Annotated in this window: 9 protein-coding genes and 2 pseudogenes; 6 read left to right on the top strand and 5 right to left on the bottom strand. The window is 70.1% G+C overall.

Annotated elements, in window-relative coordinates; translation table 11 throughout:
- Window positions 1-134 precede the first annotated feature (134 nt).
- The gene (locus FRAQA3DRAFT_RS00325; protein WP_232291845.1) at window positions 135-2,984 is read right to left on the bottom strand and encodes an MMPL family transporter; all 2,850 of its coding nucleotides are present in this window, start codon (window positions 2,982-2,984) and stop codon (window positions 135-137) included.
- A 526-nt stretch (window positions 2,985-3,510) separates the two neighbouring features.
- On the opposite strand from FRAQA3DRAFT_RS00325, the gene FRAQA3DRAFT_RS00320 reads away from it, so the two are divergent.
- Window positions 3,511-4,296 carry a 1-acyl-sn-glycerol-3-phosphate acyltransferase gene (locus FRAQA3DRAFT_RS00320; protein WP_232291843.1) on the top strand — a complete coding sequence of 262 codons (786 nt, stop codon included), beginning with the start codon at window positions 3,511-3,513 and terminating at the stop codon, window positions 4,294-4,296.
- 1,075 nt (window positions 4,297-5,371) lie between these two features.
- Here FRAQA3DRAFT_RS00320 and FRAQA3DRAFT_RS00315 read toward each other — a convergent pair.
- Window positions 5,372-6,127 carry a LuxR C-terminal-related transcriptional regulator gene (locus FRAQA3DRAFT_RS00315; RefSeq protein WP_369809435.1) on the bottom strand — a complete coding sequence of 252 codons (756 nt, stop codon included), beginning with the start codon at window positions 6,125-6,127 and terminating at the stop codon, window positions 5,372-5,374.
- A 296-nt stretch (window positions 6,128-6,423) separates the two neighbouring features.
- Window positions 6,424-10,404 (bottom strand): TM0106 family RecB-like putative nuclease, encoded by a 3,981-nt coding sequence (locus FRAQA3DRAFT_RS00310; protein WP_198286998.1) that lies wholly within the window; start codon window positions 10,402-10,404, stop codon window positions 6,424-6,426.
- Window positions 10,405-10,632: 228 nt separating this feature from the next.
- On the opposite strand from FRAQA3DRAFT_RS00310, the gene FRAQA3DRAFT_RS00305 reads away from it, so the two are divergent.
- The gene (locus tag FRAQA3DRAFT_RS00305; RefSeq protein WP_157466949.1) at window positions 10,633-10,782 is read left to right on the top strand and encodes a hypothetical protein; all 150 of its coding nucleotides are present in this window, start codon (window positions 10,633-10,635) and stop codon (window positions 10,780-10,782) included.
- Window positions 10,783-11,278: 496 nt separating this feature from the next.
- Here FRAQA3DRAFT_RS00305 and FRAQA3DRAFT_RS00300 read toward each other — a convergent pair.
- Window positions 11,279-12,471: pseudogene (locus FRAQA3DRAFT_RS00300) on the bottom strand (RNA-guided endonuclease InsQ/TnpB family protein); the annotation flags it as partial.
- 757 nt (window positions 12,472-13,228) lie between these two features.
- Here FRAQA3DRAFT_RS00300 and FRAQA3DRAFT_RS00295 point away from each other — a divergent pair.
- The 4 genes and pseudogenes from FRAQA3DRAFT_RS00295 (at window position 13,229) to nhaA (ending at window position 20,504) form a co-directional block, all read left to right on the top strand.
- Complete coding sequence (locus FRAQA3DRAFT_RS00295; protein WP_157466946.1) at window positions 13,229-15,868, top strand: GNAT family N-acetyltransferase; 2,640 nt, start codon at window positions 13,229-13,231, stop codon at window positions 15,866-15,868.
- Between the two features lie 21 nt (window positions 15,869-15,889).
- Entirely contained in the window at window positions 15,890-16,756 is an 867-nt protein-coding gene (locus FRAQA3DRAFT_RS00290) for a prephenate dehydratase (protein WP_009399131.1), read from the top strand.
- Window positions 16,757-16,914: 158 nt separating this feature from the next.
- A pseudogene (locus FRAQA3DRAFT_RS00285) lies at window positions 16,915-17,643 on the top strand (pirin family protein).
- 1,478 nt (window positions 17,644-19,121) lie between these two features.
- Entirely contained in the window at window positions 19,122-20,504 is a 1,383-nt protein-coding gene (gene nhaA, locus FRAQA3DRAFT_RS00280) for a Na+/H+ antiporter NhaA (protein WP_009399125.1), read from the top strand.
- Here the strand turns inward: nhaA and FRAQA3DRAFT_RS00275 are convergent.
- A complete protein-coding gene (locus tag FRAQA3DRAFT_RS00275; protein WP_051054518.1) occupies window positions 20,463-20,951 on the bottom strand; it encodes a DsbA family protein in 489 nt (162 codons plus the stop codon). The genes nhaA and FRAQA3DRAFT_RS00275 overlap by 42 nt on opposite strands.
- Window positions 20,952-21,400: the final 449 nt, after the last annotated feature.

The raw sequence follows: 21,400 nt of genomic DNA, 5'->3' as shown, positions 1-21,400 counted from the left end.
CCAGCCCGGCCGGGCCAGTGCGGATCAGGTGCGGCCGGGCCGGGGCCAGGCGGGACGGGGCGGCCGGGGAAACACGCCCACCGCGCAGCCCGGCCCGGCGGGGATCGCGAGGCCCCGGGCGGTCTACCCGCGCGTCACCGGTGCGCGTCGGCGTCGAGGACCGTGGGGTCGTCCACCTGGATGCCATCGATGACGAACCCACGTGTCCCGGTCACGACCGGCGGGGCGGAGCCGTCGGCCCGCCACCGGTTACGCAGGAAGTAATGCCAGGTCGGAGCCTGCGCGGTCCCGGGTCTCTCCCACCGGGCGGCCTCGGCTCGCCCCCGCTGATAGGTGATCTTCGTGGTCATCCGGACCCCCGGGTCGGGCTGTCCGCCCGCGGCCGGGTTGCCGTTGGTCACGTACGCCGCATACGACGGCACCGCCGGCAGCCGACGGTCGTCGTCCTCGGGACCGGCGACATCGTTCGGCCGATCGGTCATGCCGACGGACAGTTGCGCCCCGACCCCCGGCCCCGCGCCGGGATGCGTCAGCCCCGGTGAGCCCGGGCCGGGCAGACCGTAGGCCAACGCCCCGTACCCGCCCCCGCGGCCGGCCGGCGCAGCCACACCGTTCACCTCGGCCAACCCGTGCTGCCCCGGCACCGCACGCGAGCCGCCGCCCGGACCCACCCCGACAGCCATCTCGCCGGAGTCCTCGCGCAGGCCGAAGCGGTCGTGCAGGCGTCGCAGCGGCGCCGGGGCCCACCAGTTGTACGTGCCGGCGAGGGCCATGAACGCCGGCACGAGGATCGCCCGCACGACGGTGACGTCGAGCGTGATCGCAACGGTCAGACCCACCCCAACGAGTTTGATCATGCTGATGTGAGAGGTGGACAAGGCGACCATGACCACCACGAGGGCAAGCGCCACGCTGGTGATCAGCGGACCGGTCATTCCCAGACCGATGGCCACGGATTCCTTGTTGTCGCCGGTGCGCTGGTATTCCTCGCGGATGCGGGCGAGCAGGAAGATCTCGTAGTCCATGCTCAGCCCGAACGCGATGAAGAACATCAGCACCGGACTCGTCATCTCGAGCGTTCCCGAGACCTGGAAGTCGCCCACCAGGCCGCGGAGGTGACCCTCCTGGAAGACGAAGGCGAGCAGACCGATCGTCGCGGCGAGGTTGAGCGTGTTCAGGAACATCGCTTTGAGGGGAAGCAACACGCTGCCGGTGAACAGGAACAACAGGATGAAGGTGGCGGCCATCACAACCGCGAAGGCGTATGGAAGGCTACGCAGGATGGTGCGCGAGGTGTCCAGGAAATGCGGGGCGAGACCACCCATGAGGACATCGAACGGTGCCGGGGTCGCCTTCAGCTCCCGGACCAGGTCTTTCGCCTCCTGGGACACCGGAGAGGTGTCGCCCTGCCACACTGACAGCCAGGCACCGCCGTGGATGCCGACGTATCCCGTCGGCGCCTTCGGCACCTCACCGACCCGTTTTCCCTGCATGAAGCTGCCAGTCACGGTGTCGATGCGGGCAATACCCGGAAGCGCGGACAGTCGAGTCGCGTAATCGGTCAGTCTGGCGGCGTTGACCGGGTCGCGCGCGTCCACCCCCGGCACGACGATGGGAATCTGGCAGGGCAGGCAGACGATGAAGTCATCGCGCATCGCGTCGTTGACGATGTGGGATTCCGCGGTGGCCGGCAGCACCGTGTCGTCGGCCAGCGCCAGGTTGAGATGGCGCAGCGGCGCGGCGCAGATCAGCAGGACGGCGACGGCCGCCCCGCCGTACAGCAGCGGCCGGCGCATGACCCGGCGGGCCAGCGCCGTCCAGCCGCGCCCGGCGGCGGAGACCTCACGCGAGCGATGTCCACCCGCGCGGCGGGTGCCGACAGGCCGGCGACCACCGGCACCTCGCCGCCGGGACAACGCCGCCCGGATGTCCCCACGATCGAGGCGGTCCCCCAGGACCATCAGGGCCGCGGGTAGCACGAGCAGCGCCGCGACCTCCGAGGTCACGACGACGATGATGCCGGCGAAGGCGAACGAGCGCAGGTAGTAGAGCGGGAAGACGAGCGCCGCGGTCAGCGACAGCGCGACGGTCACCCCGGAGAAGAACACCGTGCGCCCGGCCGTCTCCAGCGTCCGGCGCAGCGCCGCGCCCGGGAACAGCCCACGGTCCTGCTCCTCCCGGAACCGCCGGAGGATGAACAGGCTGTAGTCAACCGCGAGGCCGAAGCCCAGCGCGGTGGTCAGGTTCACCGAGAAGACGGAGACATCGGTAAGCGTCGCGGCCAGCCGCAACAGCGCCAGGCTCGTCACCACCGACACCACGCCGACCAGCACTGGGAGAAGGGCGGCCGCCACCGTCCCGAAGGCGTAGAGCAGAACGAGGAAAACCAGCGGGGCCGCCGTCATCTCTCCGCGCTCGAGGTCGACCCGGCTGCGTTCGGTCACGTCGCGCATGACCGCGGGGGCGCCGCCGAAGCGGACCTGCACGCCCGGCCCCACGTGGGAGTACCGCTCGTGCAGAGCGTTGAGCCGATCCTGGATGTGATCCTCGGACCCGGTGAGCCGGAACACGATGAGCGCTGAGCGGCCGTCCTTCGCACGCAGCAGCGGATTACCCGCCTCGGAGCCGTTCGGCCAGTACGACAGGACCGAGGTCACCCCGGCCTCTGCCGCCATCTGCCCGGTGAGCTCACGACCGAGATGTAGGGGCGTCGGACCGTCGATCCCCGCATCCGACGTGAGCATGATGGCGACGTTCGGGGGCGCGTCGGGAAACTCCGCGTCGAGCAGCTGCTCGGCCTGGGTCGACTTGTCCCCCGGCGCGTAGAAGCCACCGGTGGCGAGCTGATGGTAGATCCCGGCGTTCCATGGCAGCAGGACCACCACGAGCAGGCAGGCCGCCGCGAGCAACCGGCCACGGTGCAGCACCGCCGCGTCCGCCGCCACCGTGAACAGGGAACGCGGAGGTGCCGGAACGCCGGCCATGGCGGCCACGGAGGCCATGACCCGGCGCGACACTCGCGGTGGGCCGGCGCCACCAGTTCCTGTTTCCGCAGGTAGATGACCCACCCATTCGTCTTCCTCATCGCGTCCGCGTGGCAGCGCGGCATACGCCACCCGATCAGTTCGGGATTCGCGTTGCTGCGCCGAATCGGCGAACGACGGCATGACGCTCCCTTCGAGGATCCCCCGCAATGGTGGATCTCCCGGCAGCCCGGTGATCGCACGGCGGCGCCGAGATGGCCGCGTGGCCGGACGTGCAGCACGGCGAGGACGTCCCGGGTCGCTACCTCAAAACTAGACCTCCTGGAGGTCCTCGATTCCGAAATACCCCCGTACGGGGGTAGGGAAAGGTGTGGTAGCTGGCGGGGCGGCATTCAGTACCCGGAATCCCGACCGGTGGTCGAGCGGATCGCGCGAGGGGGATCGGCTCCGGCGGCGTACCACTGACGGGAGGGAATGCCGGGGGGCCAATCTCGAAGGTGGTACGGCAATGCCTCAGGTTCAGACCATGGTTCGGCAGGTCGACACCACGGTTCCGCAACTCGTGCCCGCACAGCGCGGCAGCACGATCGCGGCTCCGGTGACGCACCGGGCCGACGCCTGGTCGAGAATCTCCTACGCCTGCATGAAGAAGGTACTGAGCCCGATATGCCAGGCTTTCTGGCACCCGACGGTCGAAGGTCTCGAGAACATTCCGACCGATGGTCCTGCCATTATCGCCGGCAACCATCTTTCGGTGCTCGACGCCGCGTTCCTCGCGCTCGCGTCCGACCGACGGATCACCTTCTTGGCGAAGAGCGAGTACTTCACCACGCCTGGCCTGAAGGGCCTGGCTGGGAAGATGTTCGTCGCCGCGACCGGTCAGATCGCCGTAGACCGCAACAACCGCCGCAAGGCGACCGCGGCGCTGCAGGCCGGTGCGGGCGTGCTGAGCCGGGGCGGCCTGCTTGCGATCTTCCCGGAGGGGACCCGCTCACCGGACGGTCGGCTGTACCGCGGCAAGCACGGCGTGGCGCGGCTGGCACTGGAGACCGGCGTGCCCGTCATCCCGGTGGGGCTGATCGGCACCTTCCAGGTCCTGCCGATGGACCGGCGGCTGCCGCGTGCCGGCCAGGTCCAGATCCGGTTCGGCACGCCGCTGAGCTTCCCGCAGATGGCCGGCGAGCGCACCGGGCTGGCACAGCGGGCGGCAACCGAACAGATCATGAAGTCCATCCAGGAACTGTCCGGGCAGCGCCAGGCGGATATCTACGCCGAGCGCTTCAAGGCCTCCTTGGGACTTGTCAGCCGATGACCATCCGGTGATCGGCTGACAACAAGATGTCCATTCCGCCGCATCTCCCTGGTCGGTGCGGCGGATGGACGAAGCGGGGCCGGTGCGGCGGAGCGGGCCGCACCGGCCCCGCGCATGCCCGCCGGAATCTCGCGGACGGACGCCGACGCTACGGGTTCCATTCGGCCACTTCAACGAGACCGACGGACGGTCGGGCCACCACCGGATGGTCCCCTGCCCTCGGCGACCCGGCCCCGCGAGCTCGATCCGCCCCGGACCTCCCGGTTCAGCGCCAGGTGGGGGAACCGGGGACGGCCACCGCCGCGGCACGCCCGGTTCCGACTGCGCGGGCACCATCGGGCCGCACATGCGGAAGCGCCCCACGCCAGGCTGATGCCGCACCGAGCCGAGGCGCGGGCAGGCTCCGCCACCGGATGGGAAGTGGAACAAATCGGTCACACCCCCGCCGGCCCGGCTGACGTCGATCTCCCATGCGACACCCGCGACGCGCTGATGGCGGGTATCGCGGGCCTCGACGCCGGGGCCACAAGACGGGTCTGCCGGTACCGGTCGGCCCATCGTCGGCGGGTCGGCGGATTCCCCCGGCGTCGCCAGCGATCTTGGGATGTTCAGGGGGCGGCGAGGCCGGCCCACCCGGAGCCGGCTGACCGATCGCCGGCTCGCGCCGTCTGGCGCGCCGCGCCCGTCCTGCCATCATGACTGCCCAGATGGAGCCGACAGTCCTCAGGCGAACCACACGAGGTCCCGCACGGCGACACAAGGCCAGCGGAGACGTCCATGTCGGGCCAGCGGAGACGTCCATGTCGGGATGCCGGTCCATGCCCTGAGCCTGGGAATACCTGGTGCGGCGGACGGCGCGGCGCCGTCGAGCTCCGCAGCCGGCGCGTCCGGCCGTCGACCCATCCTGCGCCGGCGGATCCGGTGGACCCGGATCCGCCGGCGCAGGATGAGGCGCGTCCCCCGAGCGGGAGCCAGTCCGGCTCACAGCGGTGAGGGAAGATATGCGCCGCATCCCGAAGGGCGGCTTCGCCCGACCAGCGGCCCTCCCGTATGACGCCCGGGAGCCGCCGCCGTGTCAGGGAAGCATGCCCAGCTGACGCGCGGCATGCACTGCGGCGGTCCGGTTACGGACCCCGAGCTTGCGCATGATGCTGCGCAGATACGCCTTCACCGTCTCCGGTGAGACGGTCAGGCGCCGCGCGGTCTCGACGTTGGACAGGCCGAGTGCGACCTGCGCCAGTACCTCAAGCTCACGCGGGGTCAGCGCCAACCGGCCGCCGACCTTCGCCTCCTGATCAAGCAGGCCGCGCAGCAGCTCCGATACGCCCCCGATCCGGCCACGCAGCAACGGGTCGGCCACATGTTCGGTGACCTCCTGAAGCTCCCGGTAGGCCAGCCGCAGACTCTCCTGCGGCTGGCCGGGCGACCGCGGCAGCGGCACGGCACCCACCGCCCTGGCGGCCGGCGCATGACGCCCTGGTGGCACCGCTGGCGACAGCGGCTCCGCACGTGTAGCGACTGCGCCCAGCTCGCGTTCCATCAGTCGAGCCGTGGCGATGGCCGCGTGGATCGCGGCCTCAGTGAACGGCACCTCGGTCCGCATGGCTCCGTACAGCACGGCGACCACCACGCTGTCCATGCAGACCGGTACCGCGAGAATCGCTCCCAGCTCACTGCTCTCGATCGTTGGGGCAGTGGAGCGAAGAACCCTTCTCGCCGCAGCCGGGTCGTTGATGACGACCGGGCGGCAATGCCGGACCACCTGCCCGCCGATTCCCGTCCCGGGTGGGACGGAGTGACCGAGCAGTCCGCTCGGCGCGGGTCCGTCCACGTTGGTGACGGTCAATCGACCGGAATGAGGTGTGACTATTCCGCCGAATGTGAGATGGGCTCCCGATGAAGCGCGCAGCCGGGCGATCGCCCGCGGCAGGACTATCTGCACGCGACTGGGGGCCGACACGTCCACTGTCACGAGCGTCCCCTTCCCCGACCTGTAGAAGACGAAGGGAATCGTAGCACCCGTTTTACGATAAGCACAAATAAGTGCACAAACGGCATGACGCCGAATGTTGTCCGAGAGTCGAGGCCGGTTCGCGCGTAACGGCGTTTTCCGACTCGAACCCGACTTCAGGAGAAGGGTAGATGCATCTGCGTGGGCGGACCGCCGGTTGCGCGGGCGCCGTCGGTCACCGGCTCGGAGACGAGGACCGGCGTAACGCCGTCGCTCGCGGCCGCCGTCGCCGGCTCGACGGGACGAGGCGCAGGCACGGCGGCCAGATCGGTGCGTGCCATCGCCCGCAGCCGTGCCAGCCCGGCCAGCAGGTGGAGCTCCGCGACGCTACGGGGGGAGCTGTCGAGCAGCGCCGGGGACATCACCAGGACCGCCGCCACCTGCGCCCGGGACAACGCGACGTTGAGTCGGTTGCGGGAGAGCAGGAAGTCGAGCCCGCGCGGCGCCTCAGCGGCGCTGGAGGTCGTCAACGACGTGATTACCACCGCCGCTTCCTGTCCCTGGAACCGGTCCACCGTGCCGACCCGCACACCGGTCAGGCCGGCAGCCTCGAGTGCATGTTCGACCGCTCGGACCTGGCGGTTGTAGGGGGCGACCACCAGTACGTCCGCCCCGGTCAGTGGGCGGGACCATGCCCCGTCGATGATCACGCGTCCCACCAGGTGCCGGACGATCGCACCCACCGCGGTCACCTCCTCGTCGGAGCGGGTGGCGTTGTCGTGGTGGACGACGTCGTACAGATACAACCCGGCTGGCACGTCGGCGACGGCTCGGGTTGCGGCGATCGGGTGGGCCCGCAGCAGGCCACGGTAGGCGAGAGCCGACACAGGCTCGCACACGGCCGGATGCAGCCGGCGGGTCCGGTCGAGGAAGTAGCCGAGCTCGGGTGGGATCACCTCGGCGTCGCCCAGCAGGTGCGACAGCGCAGAGGCGTCCGCGCCCTCGGGATGGATCCCCGCGACGACCTGCGGCAGCTGCTGCGGGTCTCCGAGCAGGACCAGGTTGCGGGCTGCGCCGGCCACCGCGAGGGTGTCGGCAAGTGCGAACTGCCCCGCCTCGTCGATGATGAGGACGTCGAACGGCACGGCCGCGAGCGCCGGGTTGGCGAAAGCCCAGGCGGTGTCGCCGACGAGATGCCCGTCCGGATGGGCCTCCCGCCACGCCGCCAGCGCCCGCAGGTCGCGCGGCGTATCCCAGGGTGGACGGTGCGCCGGGTCGGCCGGTGCGCCAGCGCGTTGCTTCTTGGCTGCGGCGACCATGGGGCGCCATGGCGGGGCGCCGTCGGTGTCGGTGTCGGTGTCGTCCGGCCCGGCATGGCCGGTGGGCGTCGGGGGCTGGCCGGTAGCGGCGAGCATCGCGTTCTCGATCGCCTTATGGCTGGTCGAGCAGATTCCCACCGACTTCCCCTGCGCGATCAGGTGCTGGATCAGCCGTCCGGCCAGATAGGTCTTGCCGGCGCCGGGCGGCCCCTGCACGGCCAGGTACGAGCCGTCGAGGGCGCTGACCGCTGCCAGGACGGCAGCGACCTGGTCGTCGCCGTGCTCGGCGGGTGCCGGCAGACCGGCCGCCGGGCCGACCAGCCGGGGCGGGTCACGACGCAGCAGGTCCGTCGCCGACTCCGAGGGCAGGCGTCCGGGTAGCGCGGCGACGGCCCGGCGGGCAAGCTCCCGGACCGCGGTGGGCTTCGGTTCCGGCCGTACGGGAGCGCCGGGCAGCACCGCCGTCGGCAGCGCGCGGCTGACGGCGTCCGGTGCCGCGTTCTCGCGGAGTAGCAGTTCGTGCGGCGCGGCCCGTTCGACCACGGCATCCGTGGTCGCACCGGCGGCGCCCGGCCGACCGAGGTAGAGCAACCGCACGGACTCACCCCGGTCGAACGGATGCGGACGGTTCGGGTCGATGCGTGCCTGCAGCAGCCGCCGGCTGCGCCGCCGCCGACCTGACGGCTCCTCCCAGTCCTCGACCACGGCCCACCCTGTCGGCACGGCGCAGTCGTCGGCCGCCTCCAGGCTCGCCCGGTCGGCGGTCAGCGCTGCGAAGTAGGTCCACCAGGCCGGCTTGTTCTCCCGCCGGTGATAGCCGACGGCGGCGGCGAGCAGCGCCCGAGCCCGTTCCTCGGCCGACCAGGCCGTCGGCTCGGGGGGCAGCCCCGCGACCAGCGCGTCGACGAGGGCATCAGGATCGTCATCACCCGCCGGTGCGGCCGGATCGGTCCCACCCGGGAGATCGGCTCCGACGGCGCCGGGATCCACCGCGACACTCCCACGAGCCGGAACCCCTTCGGCTTCGCGCAGCCGGAGCAGCCAGCGGTGCAGCCGGTGCGTCGACACGCAGTCCACCCGGTTGTACTCGGCGATCTCGCCGAGTACCCGATCGGCCTCGGCCGTCTCCCCCGCGGCCCGGTGCTCCAGGAAGGACTCGTACGCCACGATGCTGTCGGCGGCGTTCTTCACCGCCGCCTGCCGCGCGTCCGGGAAGAACAAGGGCTCGAGATACTTGATCGAATATGACGGCTGGGAGATCCGCAGACTGCGCCGGACCACCGCGTAAAGGTCGATCAGCCGGTTGCCGGCGAGCAGCTCGTCGATCTGCCGCTCCCTCGTACCGTGCCGGGCCGCCAGCCGCCGCAGCGCGTTGAGCTCGTAGGGCGCGTAGTGGTAGATGTGGGCGCCCGGATGCTCACGCAACCGCGCCACGGCCCAGTCGACGAAGGACTCGAACGCCAGCCGCTCGCCGAGCCGGTCATGCGCCCAGAACGCCCGGAAGTCCTCCGCCGCGGCATCGCCCGCGACCCGCCCGCCCGGGGGGTCGGTCAGCGTGACGGCCCCGAAGAGGTACTCCAGACCGGCGGCGTCCAATGCATACGGATCACCCTCCATGTCGAAGTAGATGTCGGCCTGGTCCGCCACCGGCAGCGACGCGAGGCCCGCCGGATCGACCATCCGCACGGTCACCGTCCCCAGGGGGTCGTCCGTACTGCGGGTCGCATCCTGCGTCGCCTGCAACTCGGCCTGTAGGCGCAGCCCAGCGAACGCCGCAGCGGACATCGCCGCCGGCCGTTGCTCGTCGCGCGCGGCGGCAAGCTCCTCGACGGACGTGATGCCCGCGCCACGAAGCACCCGGCGCTGTTCGGTTCGCAGCCCCGCGACCAGGGACAGATCGCGGGCCGTCGCCCGGCCCTCGGCGCAGTGCTCGGTGAAGGCACAGCTTGCGCACTCCGGACGGGGCTGCGCCCACGACGGGTCGGGAACAACCACCGGCGCAGCCAGCCGGGCGTCGAGGCGGCTGCGAGCATGGCGGACCATCGGCGCAACGTCATCGACCCGGAACGAACGCACCACGCCGACGGTGGCCGCCCGGTCACCCCCGCCGCCACGCCCGGCCTCGGCGGCGCCCGGTTCCGTCGACACGGTGGCGCCCGTCGTGCCTGCTCCCCGCGCGGGATGCAGGAGGTGCATCATGCGCGGCACCGCCGCGCCGACCGACGGTAACGCCACCGCGTACGCAGCGAGCTGCAGCACAGCCCCGGGCCGGGCCTGCCGGGCAAGCTTGGCGTCGTAGGGCTCGTAGTGACCCGGCTGAGCGAGGCCGCTGTGCGCGCCGGTTCTCGGATCGAGATGCGCTGCGATCAGGAAGTCCGGACGGCCCTGGAAGGAGCCGTCGAACAGCACACCCTGATAGACCACCGGCGCGCCGGCGCCGAGAGCGCGACGCGTCCGCTCGCTAGCCTCGGCGAGAGCGTCGGGTGTTGGTGCCGGACGAGGGATCTCCACCACCCCGTCGGCACCGAAACACCGCCGTAGATGTGCCAGCCAGCGCCGTTCGTGGGCCTCGCCATGCCGGACCGCGGTCGGGTCCGGGGCGCTGATCCGCAGCCGTCCCCGCAGGCCATCCGCCGTACCCCCGGGCACCGCGTCGGCGGCGCGGATGCCGGCGGACGACGCACCGTCCGTGCCGGCATCCCCGCCGACGACATCCCCGCCGACGACGGACAGCAGGCCGGTGGCAAGCGCATGGGTAAGCCCGACCCGGTGCCCGCACTCCACGTCGTCAACGAGGTCGCCCGCGGAGACGACCCAGTGGTCGTCGAACCTCTGCACGTCACCATCCAGTCCGGACCATTCTGTCCGGACCATCCGTGCGGTCCGGGTGCCAATTGTCCCGCGTCCCTCCATCGGCATTCGGCCGGGTCCGGAGCACCAACACGAGGGCGCGGACGCTCCCGGGCGGCGAGTCCCGCAGGTCAATCGGTGCGGCGGCCCGACCATTCGGGCCACCTCGATCAGGTGCACCGTGTCCGCGCGGGCGACCGGGAGGGGGATCGAGCGGTGCGTGACAATCCTCACATCAAGATGCCAGCGCCGTCCACCCGCGAGCAGTCCGCCACGCGGAGCCAGGACATCCGGGACTGCGCCACGGTCACCCAGCGCACCGATCGCCCCCGCAATGAGACCTCGTCGACGCCGTCCGGCATCTAGAAAGAAGACCCGCTCCGAACGGCAGAGCCTGATCGACTCCACTCCAAAACGCCTCTTCGCCGAGCGGATTTCCCGGGATGCCACCGGTGGTGTGATCGCCTGCCCCGACGGATCGACGGATCGACGGATCCCACCGCGCAGCCGCAGGCCCAACCTCGGGCACAGGTCTACAGACCATGTGGCGATGAGATCCGGTGCCGACTCAGTGGTCGGTGTAGTCACCGCCACACCTGGTAGGACCTGACCCGACCGTCGCCGTCCTCGTCCGAGTAGGTGATTCTGAGATTGTCGGCGGACACTCAGCCGACGGTGGATGTGCTCTCGACCCGTACCCTCTACCAGGAATTGCCATAAGCGTTCGCGGCATCGCCACACGCGGCGTGCGGCGCCTTCTTGAGGTGGTATGCGCCCTTCATGACGCCGTATCCCTCACCGTTGTAGTCATGATCAAATTGACGTCCTCCCCCGCCTGAAGGCGGTGGATTCCCATTCCTGCACCAACCAGAAGGCAGGGCGCGTCGTGTTGAGGTTCGCGGTTCACAGGCTCGGCCGGTGCCGTGCCTCCCCGTGCAGTCACCCCACGTCCCGCGGCGATCTTCCTGGCTGCGTTCACGTCCGCGTGGCACCGCAATCCGCAGGCGACACACCAGAACCGCGCTTGGCTCTCACGCAACGCGGCGGCCACCTGCCCGCAGGCCGAACAACCCTGCGACGTGTAGACGGCGGCCGGTGTCATCTCGACCCGGCCGGCGGCTTTCTGTTCCAACCGTTGCGCGAGCAGACCCCACCCGCTGGTGAGGATCCCCCGGTTCAACCCGGCCTTCTGCCGCACGCCACGTCCCGGCTCCGCGACCGTCCCCCGCGCCGACCTGGTCATCGCCCCGATCCGCAGATCCTCGACCCGGACCAGATCGTAACGGCGAGCAAGATCCGTGGAGGTTTTCTCCGCCCGGTCCTTCCGTCGGTCGGCCTCACGGGCCTTCACCCGGGCGATCCGCGTCGTCGACCGGCCGCGCCGGGTGCTGCCCCGCTTCGCGCGGGCGAGCCGACGCTGGAGCCGGTGCAGCCGGGCGGCCTCGGCGGGCCGCAGACCGGGGCAGGACAGCAGCTCACCGGTCGACAGCGCCGCCGACACGGCCACACCCCGGTCCACCCCGACGACCTCGCCCGTACCCGGCGCTTCGATCGGCTCGGGAACCACGGCGAACGCCACATGACAGCGGCCCGCACGGCCCCGCGTGATCCGGTACGACCTCGCGTCCGGCACCGGACGGCTGCGGCGAGACCGCACCCAGCCCACTTTGGGAACACGCACCTCGGACCAGCGGCGGTTGATCTGCCGGACGTCGCCGGATCGCACCGCGACGATCCGAAAACCATCGCCGCAGCCACGCTTGCGGTATCCCGGACGCCGATGCGAACCCCGCCAGAAATTGGTCATGGCCGTGGCAAAGTCGCGTAATGCCTGCTGCTGGACGACGATGCTTCCCGCCGCGAGCCAGTCGAATGCGCGGCGGGCCTCGGTCAACTGCCGGTTCTGCTCGACATAACCCGGCGCTGGACCACGCCCCGGCCGGTACCACGACTGCTCTGTTCCACCGCGAGGTTCCACACGCACCCCGCATGTCCGCAATTGGTTTTCGGAATCACCGACTGTTCGATGGCCGGACAGCGCCAGAAACGGGCGATGCACCCATTTTATGGAAAGTCTGTTTACCGGTGAACGAGGTGGGGCTGCGTTTCCTTTCCGGCCTGACGGCCGGGGCATCCACGCCGAGACCATGGTGAGCCGAGCAGTCTGTGTCCGGCTTCGGCGAAGGCTTCACGGCCGGTCCCACGGGGGAAGCGGCCGGCACGGAAGCACCCGGCTGGGGATCGGAGGCGGACCCCGCCGTGACACCGACCGGCGGTGTGCCGGCACCCGGGCCAGTCGCCCCAGCCGAGCGCTCCTGCCCGGACCCACCGTCCCATCGCCGCGGACCCGTCCCGGTTGGCGGCCTCGCCCGGGAGCCGCCGGGTACACCTCATGGTTGTCGATCCCATATGGGCATCTCCGCGGCGGAGTGGCCCCTACTGCAACGGCTGACCGGCGCACAGACCCCGCAGTCACGACCAGGTATTACGATGGAACGAAAAGAAGATCATGAAATGGGGCGGGTGGCCCGCCGCCGCTCCTCGCGGTCCGACCTGGAGATGCGAGGGCCCTTGCCGCTTCGTAGCCAGACGTAGCCGCCTGGCGACGAGCGGGCGCTGAGCCCCGGGAGGACGCATCGTGGCAGCTTCCCAGCCAGACCGGTCGACACCTGCTTTCACCCCCGCCCGCAGGGCCGCGACGCCGGCGGCCCCGCCGCCCGGGCAGGCGGCGACGTCTCCCCTGGCTCCGTCGGCCAGTGCAGCCAGGCCGACGAGCACGGCGGCGGAACCGGGTCGGGGCGCCGAGGATGTCGTGCTCGCCGACGGCGGATCGGTCACGGTACGGTCGCTGGGCCCCGATGATGCCGGCCGACTGGGTGCCTTCCATCTGCGCCTGAGCGAGGCGAATCCGCACGACCCGGACCTTGCCGGCGCCGCGGCGAGTCCGGCGATGCTGGCCGGGCGGGTCATCTCGCCCGACAGCCAGACGTCCGCGGTGCTCGGCGCGCTCGTCGGCAACGAGATCGTCGGGATGGTGGAGTACAGCAAGGTCGGCGACGGCGGCGACGCGCGGTTCGGGATCCTGGTCGAGAACGCTCATCAGGGGCGAGGGCTCGGCACGCTGCTCATCGACATCCTCATCGACACCGCAGGGGAAAGCGGTGTGCACCGGCTTGTCGCGGACGTGCCTGCGAGCAGTCGACGGGTTCTGGAGGTTCTGCGTTCGATCGGTTTCGACCTCACACCCACGGACGACAATCAGATCCGCGTGAGCTATCCCGTGGAACCGGGAGACGACTTCCCGAGCGGTGCCAGGGCCCGCCGGGGACGGGTCGGCGGCAGTCAGGACCATCCGGACGGGTCCCGCAGCATCGACCGGCTACTACACCCTCGGGCTGTCGCCGTGATCGGGGCAAGCCGCGAGCCTGGAACGGTCGGCCACGAAGTCTTCCGCCGCCTGCTCCGGAGCGGGTTCACCGGAGCGGTGTATCCCGTCAACGCAGCGGCCACCCATGTCGCCTCGGTTTACGCCTACCAGGATCTGCGTGAGGTGCCCGCCGAGATCGATCTGGCCGTCGTGGCGGTGCCGGCGCAGCGAGTGACCGAAGTTCTGCGGGCCTGCGCGCAGAAGCGGGTCCGCAGCGTCATCGTCGTGTCGGCCGGCTTCGCAGACGGCGGAGACGAGGGCCGCGCCCTGCTTGCGGACGTCATCCGGATCGCACGCGACGGCGGCATGCGCCTGATCGGCCCGAATGCGATGGGTGTCATCAACACCGCGCCGACCACCCGGCTGCATGCCACCTTCGCCGTCGGGGAGCCCCCGGCCGGCCGGGTCGGAGTGTTCACCCAGTCCGGCGCTTTGGCCGGCACATTCCTCACGGACGCGGCCCGGCGCGCGGTGGGATTCTCCACCTTCGTCTCGACCGGAGACCGATCCGACGTCTCGACGAACGATCTCCTGGAGTACTGGCAGTCCGACCCACGGACCGACGTGATCATGCTGCATCTGCAGAGCTTCGGCAATCCGAGGCACTTCGCCCGGATTGCCCGCCAACTCGGTCGGCACAAGCCCGTCGTGGCGTTGAAGAGCGGCCAAGAGTCCGCAGACACCGGGGTGGATGCGCTGTTCACCAGCGCCGGAGTGGTCCGCGCCGACACCCTGAACCAGCTCTTCGACGCCGTGCAGCTGCTGGCCCACCAACCACTGCCCGCCGGACGACGGGTTGGCATCGTGGGAACAAGCAGCGCACTCGCGGCGCTCGCCACGGACGCCTGCCGTACCTACGGACTCGAGGTCCCCCCGCTGTCCGAGGAGACCTGGTCCGATCTCGCCGCTCTCGTCGGCCACCGGTATGCCACGAACCCGGTCGATTTCGGTCCGCTGGCCGATCCCGAGCGCTTCGACGCCGCGCTGCGCCTGGTCGCGGCCTCGGGCGACGTCGACGCGATCATCGCGCTAGTGACCCCGCACGCTCAAGTTGACCGGCTCGGGGCCGCCGTGCGGGCGGTGGCGGCCGACAGCGGCCTGCCGGTGCTCGCCTCCTACCTCGGTCAGGACGGCATTCCCGCCGCGCTGACGGTGCCGGACGCGACCGGCTCTGCCGGCCGAGGCTCGGTGCCGTCCTACTCGTCGCCGGAATCGGCCGCGCTGGCGCTCTCCCGTGCCGCCGATCACGCTGCCTGGCGCGCCCGGGATCACGGCCGGGTGCCCGCGCTGGATCACATCGACCTGGACGGCGCCCGCGCCGAGGTCGAGCGCCACCCGAAGAACGGCACCTGGCTGCCGGAACCGGCCGTGGCCACGCTGCTGGCCGGAGTGGGGTTGCGCGCGTGGCCCAGTGCTCGCGTCGCTGACCAGGCGCAGGCGCGGGCGGCGGCGGAGGCGCTCGGCTGGCCGGTAGCCCTCAAGATCGCCGATGAGCGCTTCCGTAGCAGGCTCGACGTCGGGGCGGTCCAGCTTGGTCTGGGTGACCCGGATGAGCTCTCGGGTGCGTGGGGGGCCGTGCGGGCCGCCGTCGGCCCGGGCGACATGCTCGTGCAACCGATGGCGCCGGCCGGGGTGTCCACCGTCGTGCGGTTGCGTCAGGACCCGACCGTCGGCCCGCTGCTCTCGCTGCGGCTGGGCGGCGCCGTCGCGGACCTGCTCGTCGATCCGCTGGCGCGCACCCTGCCCTTGACGGACCGGGACGCCGAAGAGCTGATCCACAAGATCCGCGGCAGCGTGCTGCTGGTCGGGGGGGCGGGCGCGCCGGCCGCCGACACCGAAGCGCTGGCCGATCTCCTGCACCGGGTCGCCCGGCTCGCGGAGGAACTACCGGCCATCGGCGAGATCCTGCTCGACCCGGTGCTCGTCGGCCGTCGCGGCGTGGTTCTGCTGCACGCAGGTATCCGCCTACTACCGCCCGAGACCGAGTCACGCACGCTCCTGCGAGCGCTCGCCGCCAGGACCTGACAGCCCGGTACGGTCATACACATGACCGCACGACAGAGGATCGCGTTCCAGGGCGAGCGGGGAGCCAACTCGCACATCGCCTGCCGGGATGTCTATCCGGACTACGACGCGGTCCCCTACCAGACCTTCGACGAGTGCTTCACCGCGCTGGAGGATGGTGCGGTGGACCTCGCGATGATTCCGGTCGAGAACTCCACCGCAGGTCGGGTCGCCGACATCCACCATCTGCTGCCCAGGCCGGCGGTGCACATCATCGGCGAGTACTTTCTCCCCGTCCGCCACCAGCTGCTCGGGACACCCGGCTCGGCCCTCGACGACGTGAAGACGGTACACAGCCACCCGCAGGCGCTCGCCCAGTGTCGCGAGGCGCTGCGCGAGCTGGGGCTCGTCGCCGTCGCCGCCGCCGACACCGCGGGCGCCGCGCGGGAGATCAGCGAGGCGGGCGATCCCTCCCGGGCGGCGATCGCCTCCCGGCTCGCGGCCGAGGCGTACGGGCTCCAGATCCTGCGTCCGGACCTGGAGGACGAGGAGCACAACACGACCCGCTTCCTCATCCTCTCCGGCGAGAACCTGCGTGCCGCGTCCGGGGTCGGGCCGATCGTGACCACGTTCGTCTTCAAGGTGCACAACCGTCCGGCTGCGCTGTACAAGGCGCTTGGCGGGTTCGCCACCAATGGCGTCAACATGACGAAGCTGGAAAGCTACATGGTAGGCGGAGAGTTCGTGGCCACCCAGTTTCTCGCCGATATCGAAGGCAGCCCCGAGGACTCCGCTGTCGCCCGCGCGTTCGAGGAACTGTCGTTCTACGCCGACTACCGCATTCTCGGGGTCTACCGCGCGAGCCGGTACCGGGAACGCGAACGTATCGGCGCGCGCGCCGGACTCTGATCCCGAGCGGCGGCCGCCACCAGTCCCCCCCGGCCCGGACCAGACGGAGGTTGTACCTTGCACGCCATGCCGTCCCAACCCGTCGGACCTGCAGATGGCCCTCAGCTCGGCTCACGGGGTGCCCGCGTGGAGGTGCGCCGGGGGCCGGCAGCAGAGCGCTGACACGAACCGACTGGCTCGACTCCCGGCATTCGTTCTCATTCGCCGACCACTACGATCCCACAAACACCCACCATGGCTTGCTCATCGCCAGCAACGACGATGTCATCGCGCCTAAACGCGGATTCGAGACGCATCCACACCGGGACACCGAAATCATCATCTGGGTGTTGCTGGGTTCCCTCGTCCACCAGGACTCCACCGGACAGCACGGCATCGTCTACCCGGGTCTGGCACAGCGGATGACCGCCGGCCACGGAATTCTCCATTCGGAGAAGAATGGTTCCGGGTGGTACAGACACGGCGAGCAGGACCACGAACCAGTCCACTTCGTTCAGATGTAGGTCGTTCCGGACTCGCACGGGATCGAACCCGACTATGAGCAGGCCGAGGTCGACGACGAGCTTCTCGGTGGTGCCTTGGTACCCGTCGTCTCAGGCCTACCTCTACACCGTGGCCGCAGCGCAATCCGTATCGCGAACCGCTTTGCGGCGTTGCACGTGGCTCGACTGAAAATGCGGCAGAGCATAGAGCTTCCCGAGGCTCCTTTCCTGCATCTTTTTGTCGCCCGGGGCGACCTGGAGCTGGAGGGAACGGGCAGGCTGGCTGCCGGGGACGCCGCCCGCCTGACCGCCACCAACGGCCAGCGGATCAGCGCGACCGCCCCGGCCGAAATCCTCGTCCGGGAGATGCACGCCGACCTGACTTCACTGGCACTGGCAGGCTGACCGGACTTCGACGAACGGGCCGGCCGCTGGCACGTTTCCCCGCGCCGAGTCGGGCACCCGAAGCACCAGTTCGACGGACCAGCCTCGACGGCTATTTCGCGAACGTCGAGGGACACGGCGGAATATAACCAGCTCACCTGCTCTAATTTTCCCTATTTTTGACGGTCTCGGCGTCGACGTTCGCGTGGAGTTTCCGGAACCAGCCGGTGTCCGGATACCCGACCTCTTTCCTTCGTCGACCTCCGCGCCGGGCCGGTCACCCACAGACGACATTCCGCCTTGGACGCGTGGACCGTCGTCGGAGCCATCGGTGACCAAGCAGTCGATGCCCGCCACCTCAGCGGCAGAAGGTCCGCGGTCGACAGACGGGAGCTTTCCAGCGCGAGGGCCGGGATCCCATGACGACTCGAATGTTTTCAGGACAGGCCCGGCGGCAGCCGCCGGACCAGGAGCGCCTCTCAGCAGGGTGGCGCGACTTCTGTAGCCACTCGCGCCGGGCTCTCGAGCGGGCCGCAGCCCGGATGTCGGCGATCACCGAGCAACGCCCGGAGCCGGGCACCCCCGTTTCCGCCTCCGGTCCACCGGTCGGGCTTGCACCCAGGGCGGGCGATGGGGGCGGGAACGACGGTCGGGGCGCCGGCCTGGTCCTGCCGAGGACATTGGATCCGACGTCCAGTACAACGACGGGGCATCCACGCGAGTCCGGTCTGTCTGCTGCGGCAGGCGGCAGTAGAACCGAGAGCGGACAGGAGTCAGCGCAACGCTCCCCGTTGGAACGGACCGCGGTCCTTGGACTTGACGTTGTGGCGGCCGGCCTCGCCGCGACCGCGCTTGTCCCTCCCCGGTCGCCCGGCAGATGGAACGCACATCTGCGACCACGGTTGATCCGCGGCGACCTCGACCGCCGCGTCTTAGCGAGGCAGCATGGCGTGTCCCGACAGTTCGCGGCACTCGGTGCGCTTGGTCCGGAATCCCGGTAGCGCCTCGAAGCTGGGTACGGGTGGGAGCGGGGTCAGATCCCGGTGCCCGCACAGCGCCACATCGCCCCGTTCGGGGTGGATCGCGTGCACAGGCCCGTCCGGCACCGGTGGTCCGGGGCGCTCGTGGACGACTCCGGACCGCCGGCTCTTGCTCTGGAGCCGAATCATGCGCTCAGCGCCGCGGCGATGTTCCATTTCTCGAACGTACGGTACGGGCACGCGCACGAGAAGACCCAAGATCATCAGAGGGCGGTTCCACTCAGCTCCACGATCTCCAGGCAGGAAGAGAGGCATTTCACCCAGTTGGCCGACCGGCTGGTCTACCCAGCGTCAGCCTGGCAGGCTCACCGGGATGGGGCGCGCGACGGTGAACGCACAGGCGGGCGGAAGCGGGCGTTCATGCCCGGCTCATCGCTCGGGCGGACATGGCGGCGGCCGGTCTCCGATCGGAGATCGAGGCGGCTCGCGGAGCAGCCTCCCGGATAGAGGATACGGAAGGTGACTGCACCGCCGCGGCCAGGCCCCGAGCTTCGGGTACGGTTGCCGCAGGTTGCCCCATCGGTGCGGGAGTTCCTCGCGACCGAGGCCGGCGGCGCCGTACTCCTCCTGCTCGCCGCGGTCGCCGCCCTCATCTGGGCAAACTCGCCGTGGTCGAGCAGCTACGACAGTTTCTGGAGCACCACGGCGGAGCTTCGCCTCGGGGACGCCGGGTTCGACATGACGTTGCACCACTGGGTGAACGACGGCGCGATGGCGATCTTCTTTGCCGTCGTGGGCCTGGAGATCAGCCGCGAGTTCACCACGGGCGAGCTGCGCGACCGGCGCACGATCGCCGTGCCCGCTCTCGGCGCGATCGGTGGGCTGACCCTACCGGCAGTGATCTACTTCCTCTTCAACCGATCCGGGCCGGAATCGAGCGGGTGGGGCATCCCGATGTCCACCGACACGGCGTTCGTCATCGGGATCCTCGCCCTGTTCGGCCCCCGGTGTCCGGACCGACTGCGGCTGTTCCTGCTCACCCTCGCGATCGTCGACGATATCGGCGCGATCACCGTGGTAGGGATCTTCTACACGGATCACGTGAATCTGGCCGGTCTCGCAGTTGCGGGCGCGACGGTGCTAACGATCATCGCTCTGCGCTGGCTGCGGGTGTGGCAGCTTCCCCCGTACATCCTCGCGTCGCTTGTGCTCTGGGGCGCGATCCATGCCTCCGGCGTCCATGCGACGCTGGCGGGAGTTCTCGTCGGTCTGCTCATTCCCGCCGTCCCGCCTCGTCCCGACCAGGTCGAGGAGGTGCCGGTCTACGTCCGAGCGTTGCAGGAGGATTCCAACGCCACCCGAGTCAGCCTCGCGGTGGCGGCGGCGAAGGCAACGGTGCCCGCAAACGACCGGTTGCAGCGTGTGCTGCACCCCATCAGCGCGTTCGTTGTCGTCCCGGTTTTTGGTCTGGCGAATGCAGGCGTTCACCTGGACGGCTCGACCCTGCGCGCGGCGGCGACGTCATCGGTGACGCTGGGTGTGGCGCTCGCCTTGGTCGCCGGCAATGCCTGCGGGATCACCGTGGCAAGCATGGCGGCAATCCGGACCGGTCTTGGTCAACTGCCCGGACGCGTGCGGTATGGCCACCTGCTCGGCGCGGCCACCCTGGCGGGGATCGGCTTCACCATCTCGCTGTTCATCACGGAACTGGCATTCACCGACGATGACCTGCGGGAACAAGCCAAGATCGGCATTCTCGCTGGTTCGCTCGCGGCCGCTCTCGCCGGAACTGTCATTCTTCGGGTGCTCGGAGAGCGAATGCCGCTGTGCTCGCCGATGACCGATGAACCCGTACCTCGACTACCTCCGCGACCATGGCGCGCGCCGGTGCCGGCGAAGTGACAGGCTCGCCGCCTTACGCAGCGGCGCGATCTCCGTACGCCCCCGGTAGGGCGCGCCGTTGATGAAGATCGTCGGCGTGCCGCGCACCCCCTGCTCGATCCCACGCGCATAGTCGGCCTCCACGGCATCCCCGAAGGGCTGCGCCGCGTCCCCGATGACCAGATCCCCGTCGAGGCCGAGTGACGCAGCGTAGGCCTGAAGAAACTTGTCGGCAAGCCGGTCCTGGCGGGCGAAGAGAAGATCGTGCATCCCCCAGAAACGGCCCTGCACACCGGCGGCCTCCGCGGCAAGCGCCGCGGTGAGGGCGTAGGGATGGACGTCGAAGACGGGGAAGTGCCGGAAAACCAGCCGAACCTGTCCCTCCGAGGTCTCGGCGAACTCATGCAGGACGGGTGCCGCCCGCGCGCAGTAGGGACACTGGAAGTCGGCGTACTCCACGACCACGATGGGCGCGTCCGCCGGCCCTCTCGAGTGCCGGAACGGATCGATCGGCACACCGGTTGGTACTTCGCGCCCATCCCGGCCAGCCGGAGAGCGCAACCGGCTCCACCTCCCGGTCTCTCCCAGCGAACAGGACTCGGCCGCACCAGTGGGGTCGGTCGACTCGGAAGACCTCGATGGTCTCCCCGAGTCAGACCACATCCCCACAGGCGTCGGTGCGTCCTCCATGGTGCGATTATCACCGCCGCATGACGGATGGCCATGCCAGGCCAGGAACCGGATACCAGATTATGTGTTGCGAGTCACATTCATCCGTGTGCCCCTGCTCGACCCGCCGCGGTGTATGTGACCATCGCCCCGTTGCCTGGCGTCGTCGAGGCCGCCGTCCGCAATCGCGGCTCGCCGGTGAGACGAATCGACTCGCACCAGCGTGCCCATGAGACCGCGAGGAGCAC

Source organism: Frankia sp. QA3, from assembly GCF_000262465.1.
In the GTDB taxonomy this organism is placed as follows: Bacteria; Actinomycetota; Actinomycetes; order Frankiales; family Frankiaceae; genus Frankia.
Note: the sequence above shows the minus strand (reverse complement) of the source record. Positions and strands in the feature narration are given on the sequence as shown.

Bases quoted from the DNA above. Each gene is read 5' to 3' on its own strand.
- FRAQA3DRAFT_RS00290 (WP_009399131.1), top strand. From the start codon at position 15,890: ATGACCGCACGACAGAGGATCGCGTTCCAGGGCGAGCGGGGAGCCAAC.
- FRAQA3DRAFT_RS00325 (WP_232291845.1), bottom strand. From the start codon at position 2,984: ATGGCCGGCGTTCCGGCACCTCCGCGTTCCCTGTTCACGGTGGCGGCG.
- FRAQA3DRAFT_RS00320 (WP_232291843.1), top strand. From the start codon at position 3,511: ATGGTTCGGCAGGTCGACACCACGGTTCCGCAACTCGTGCCCGCACAG.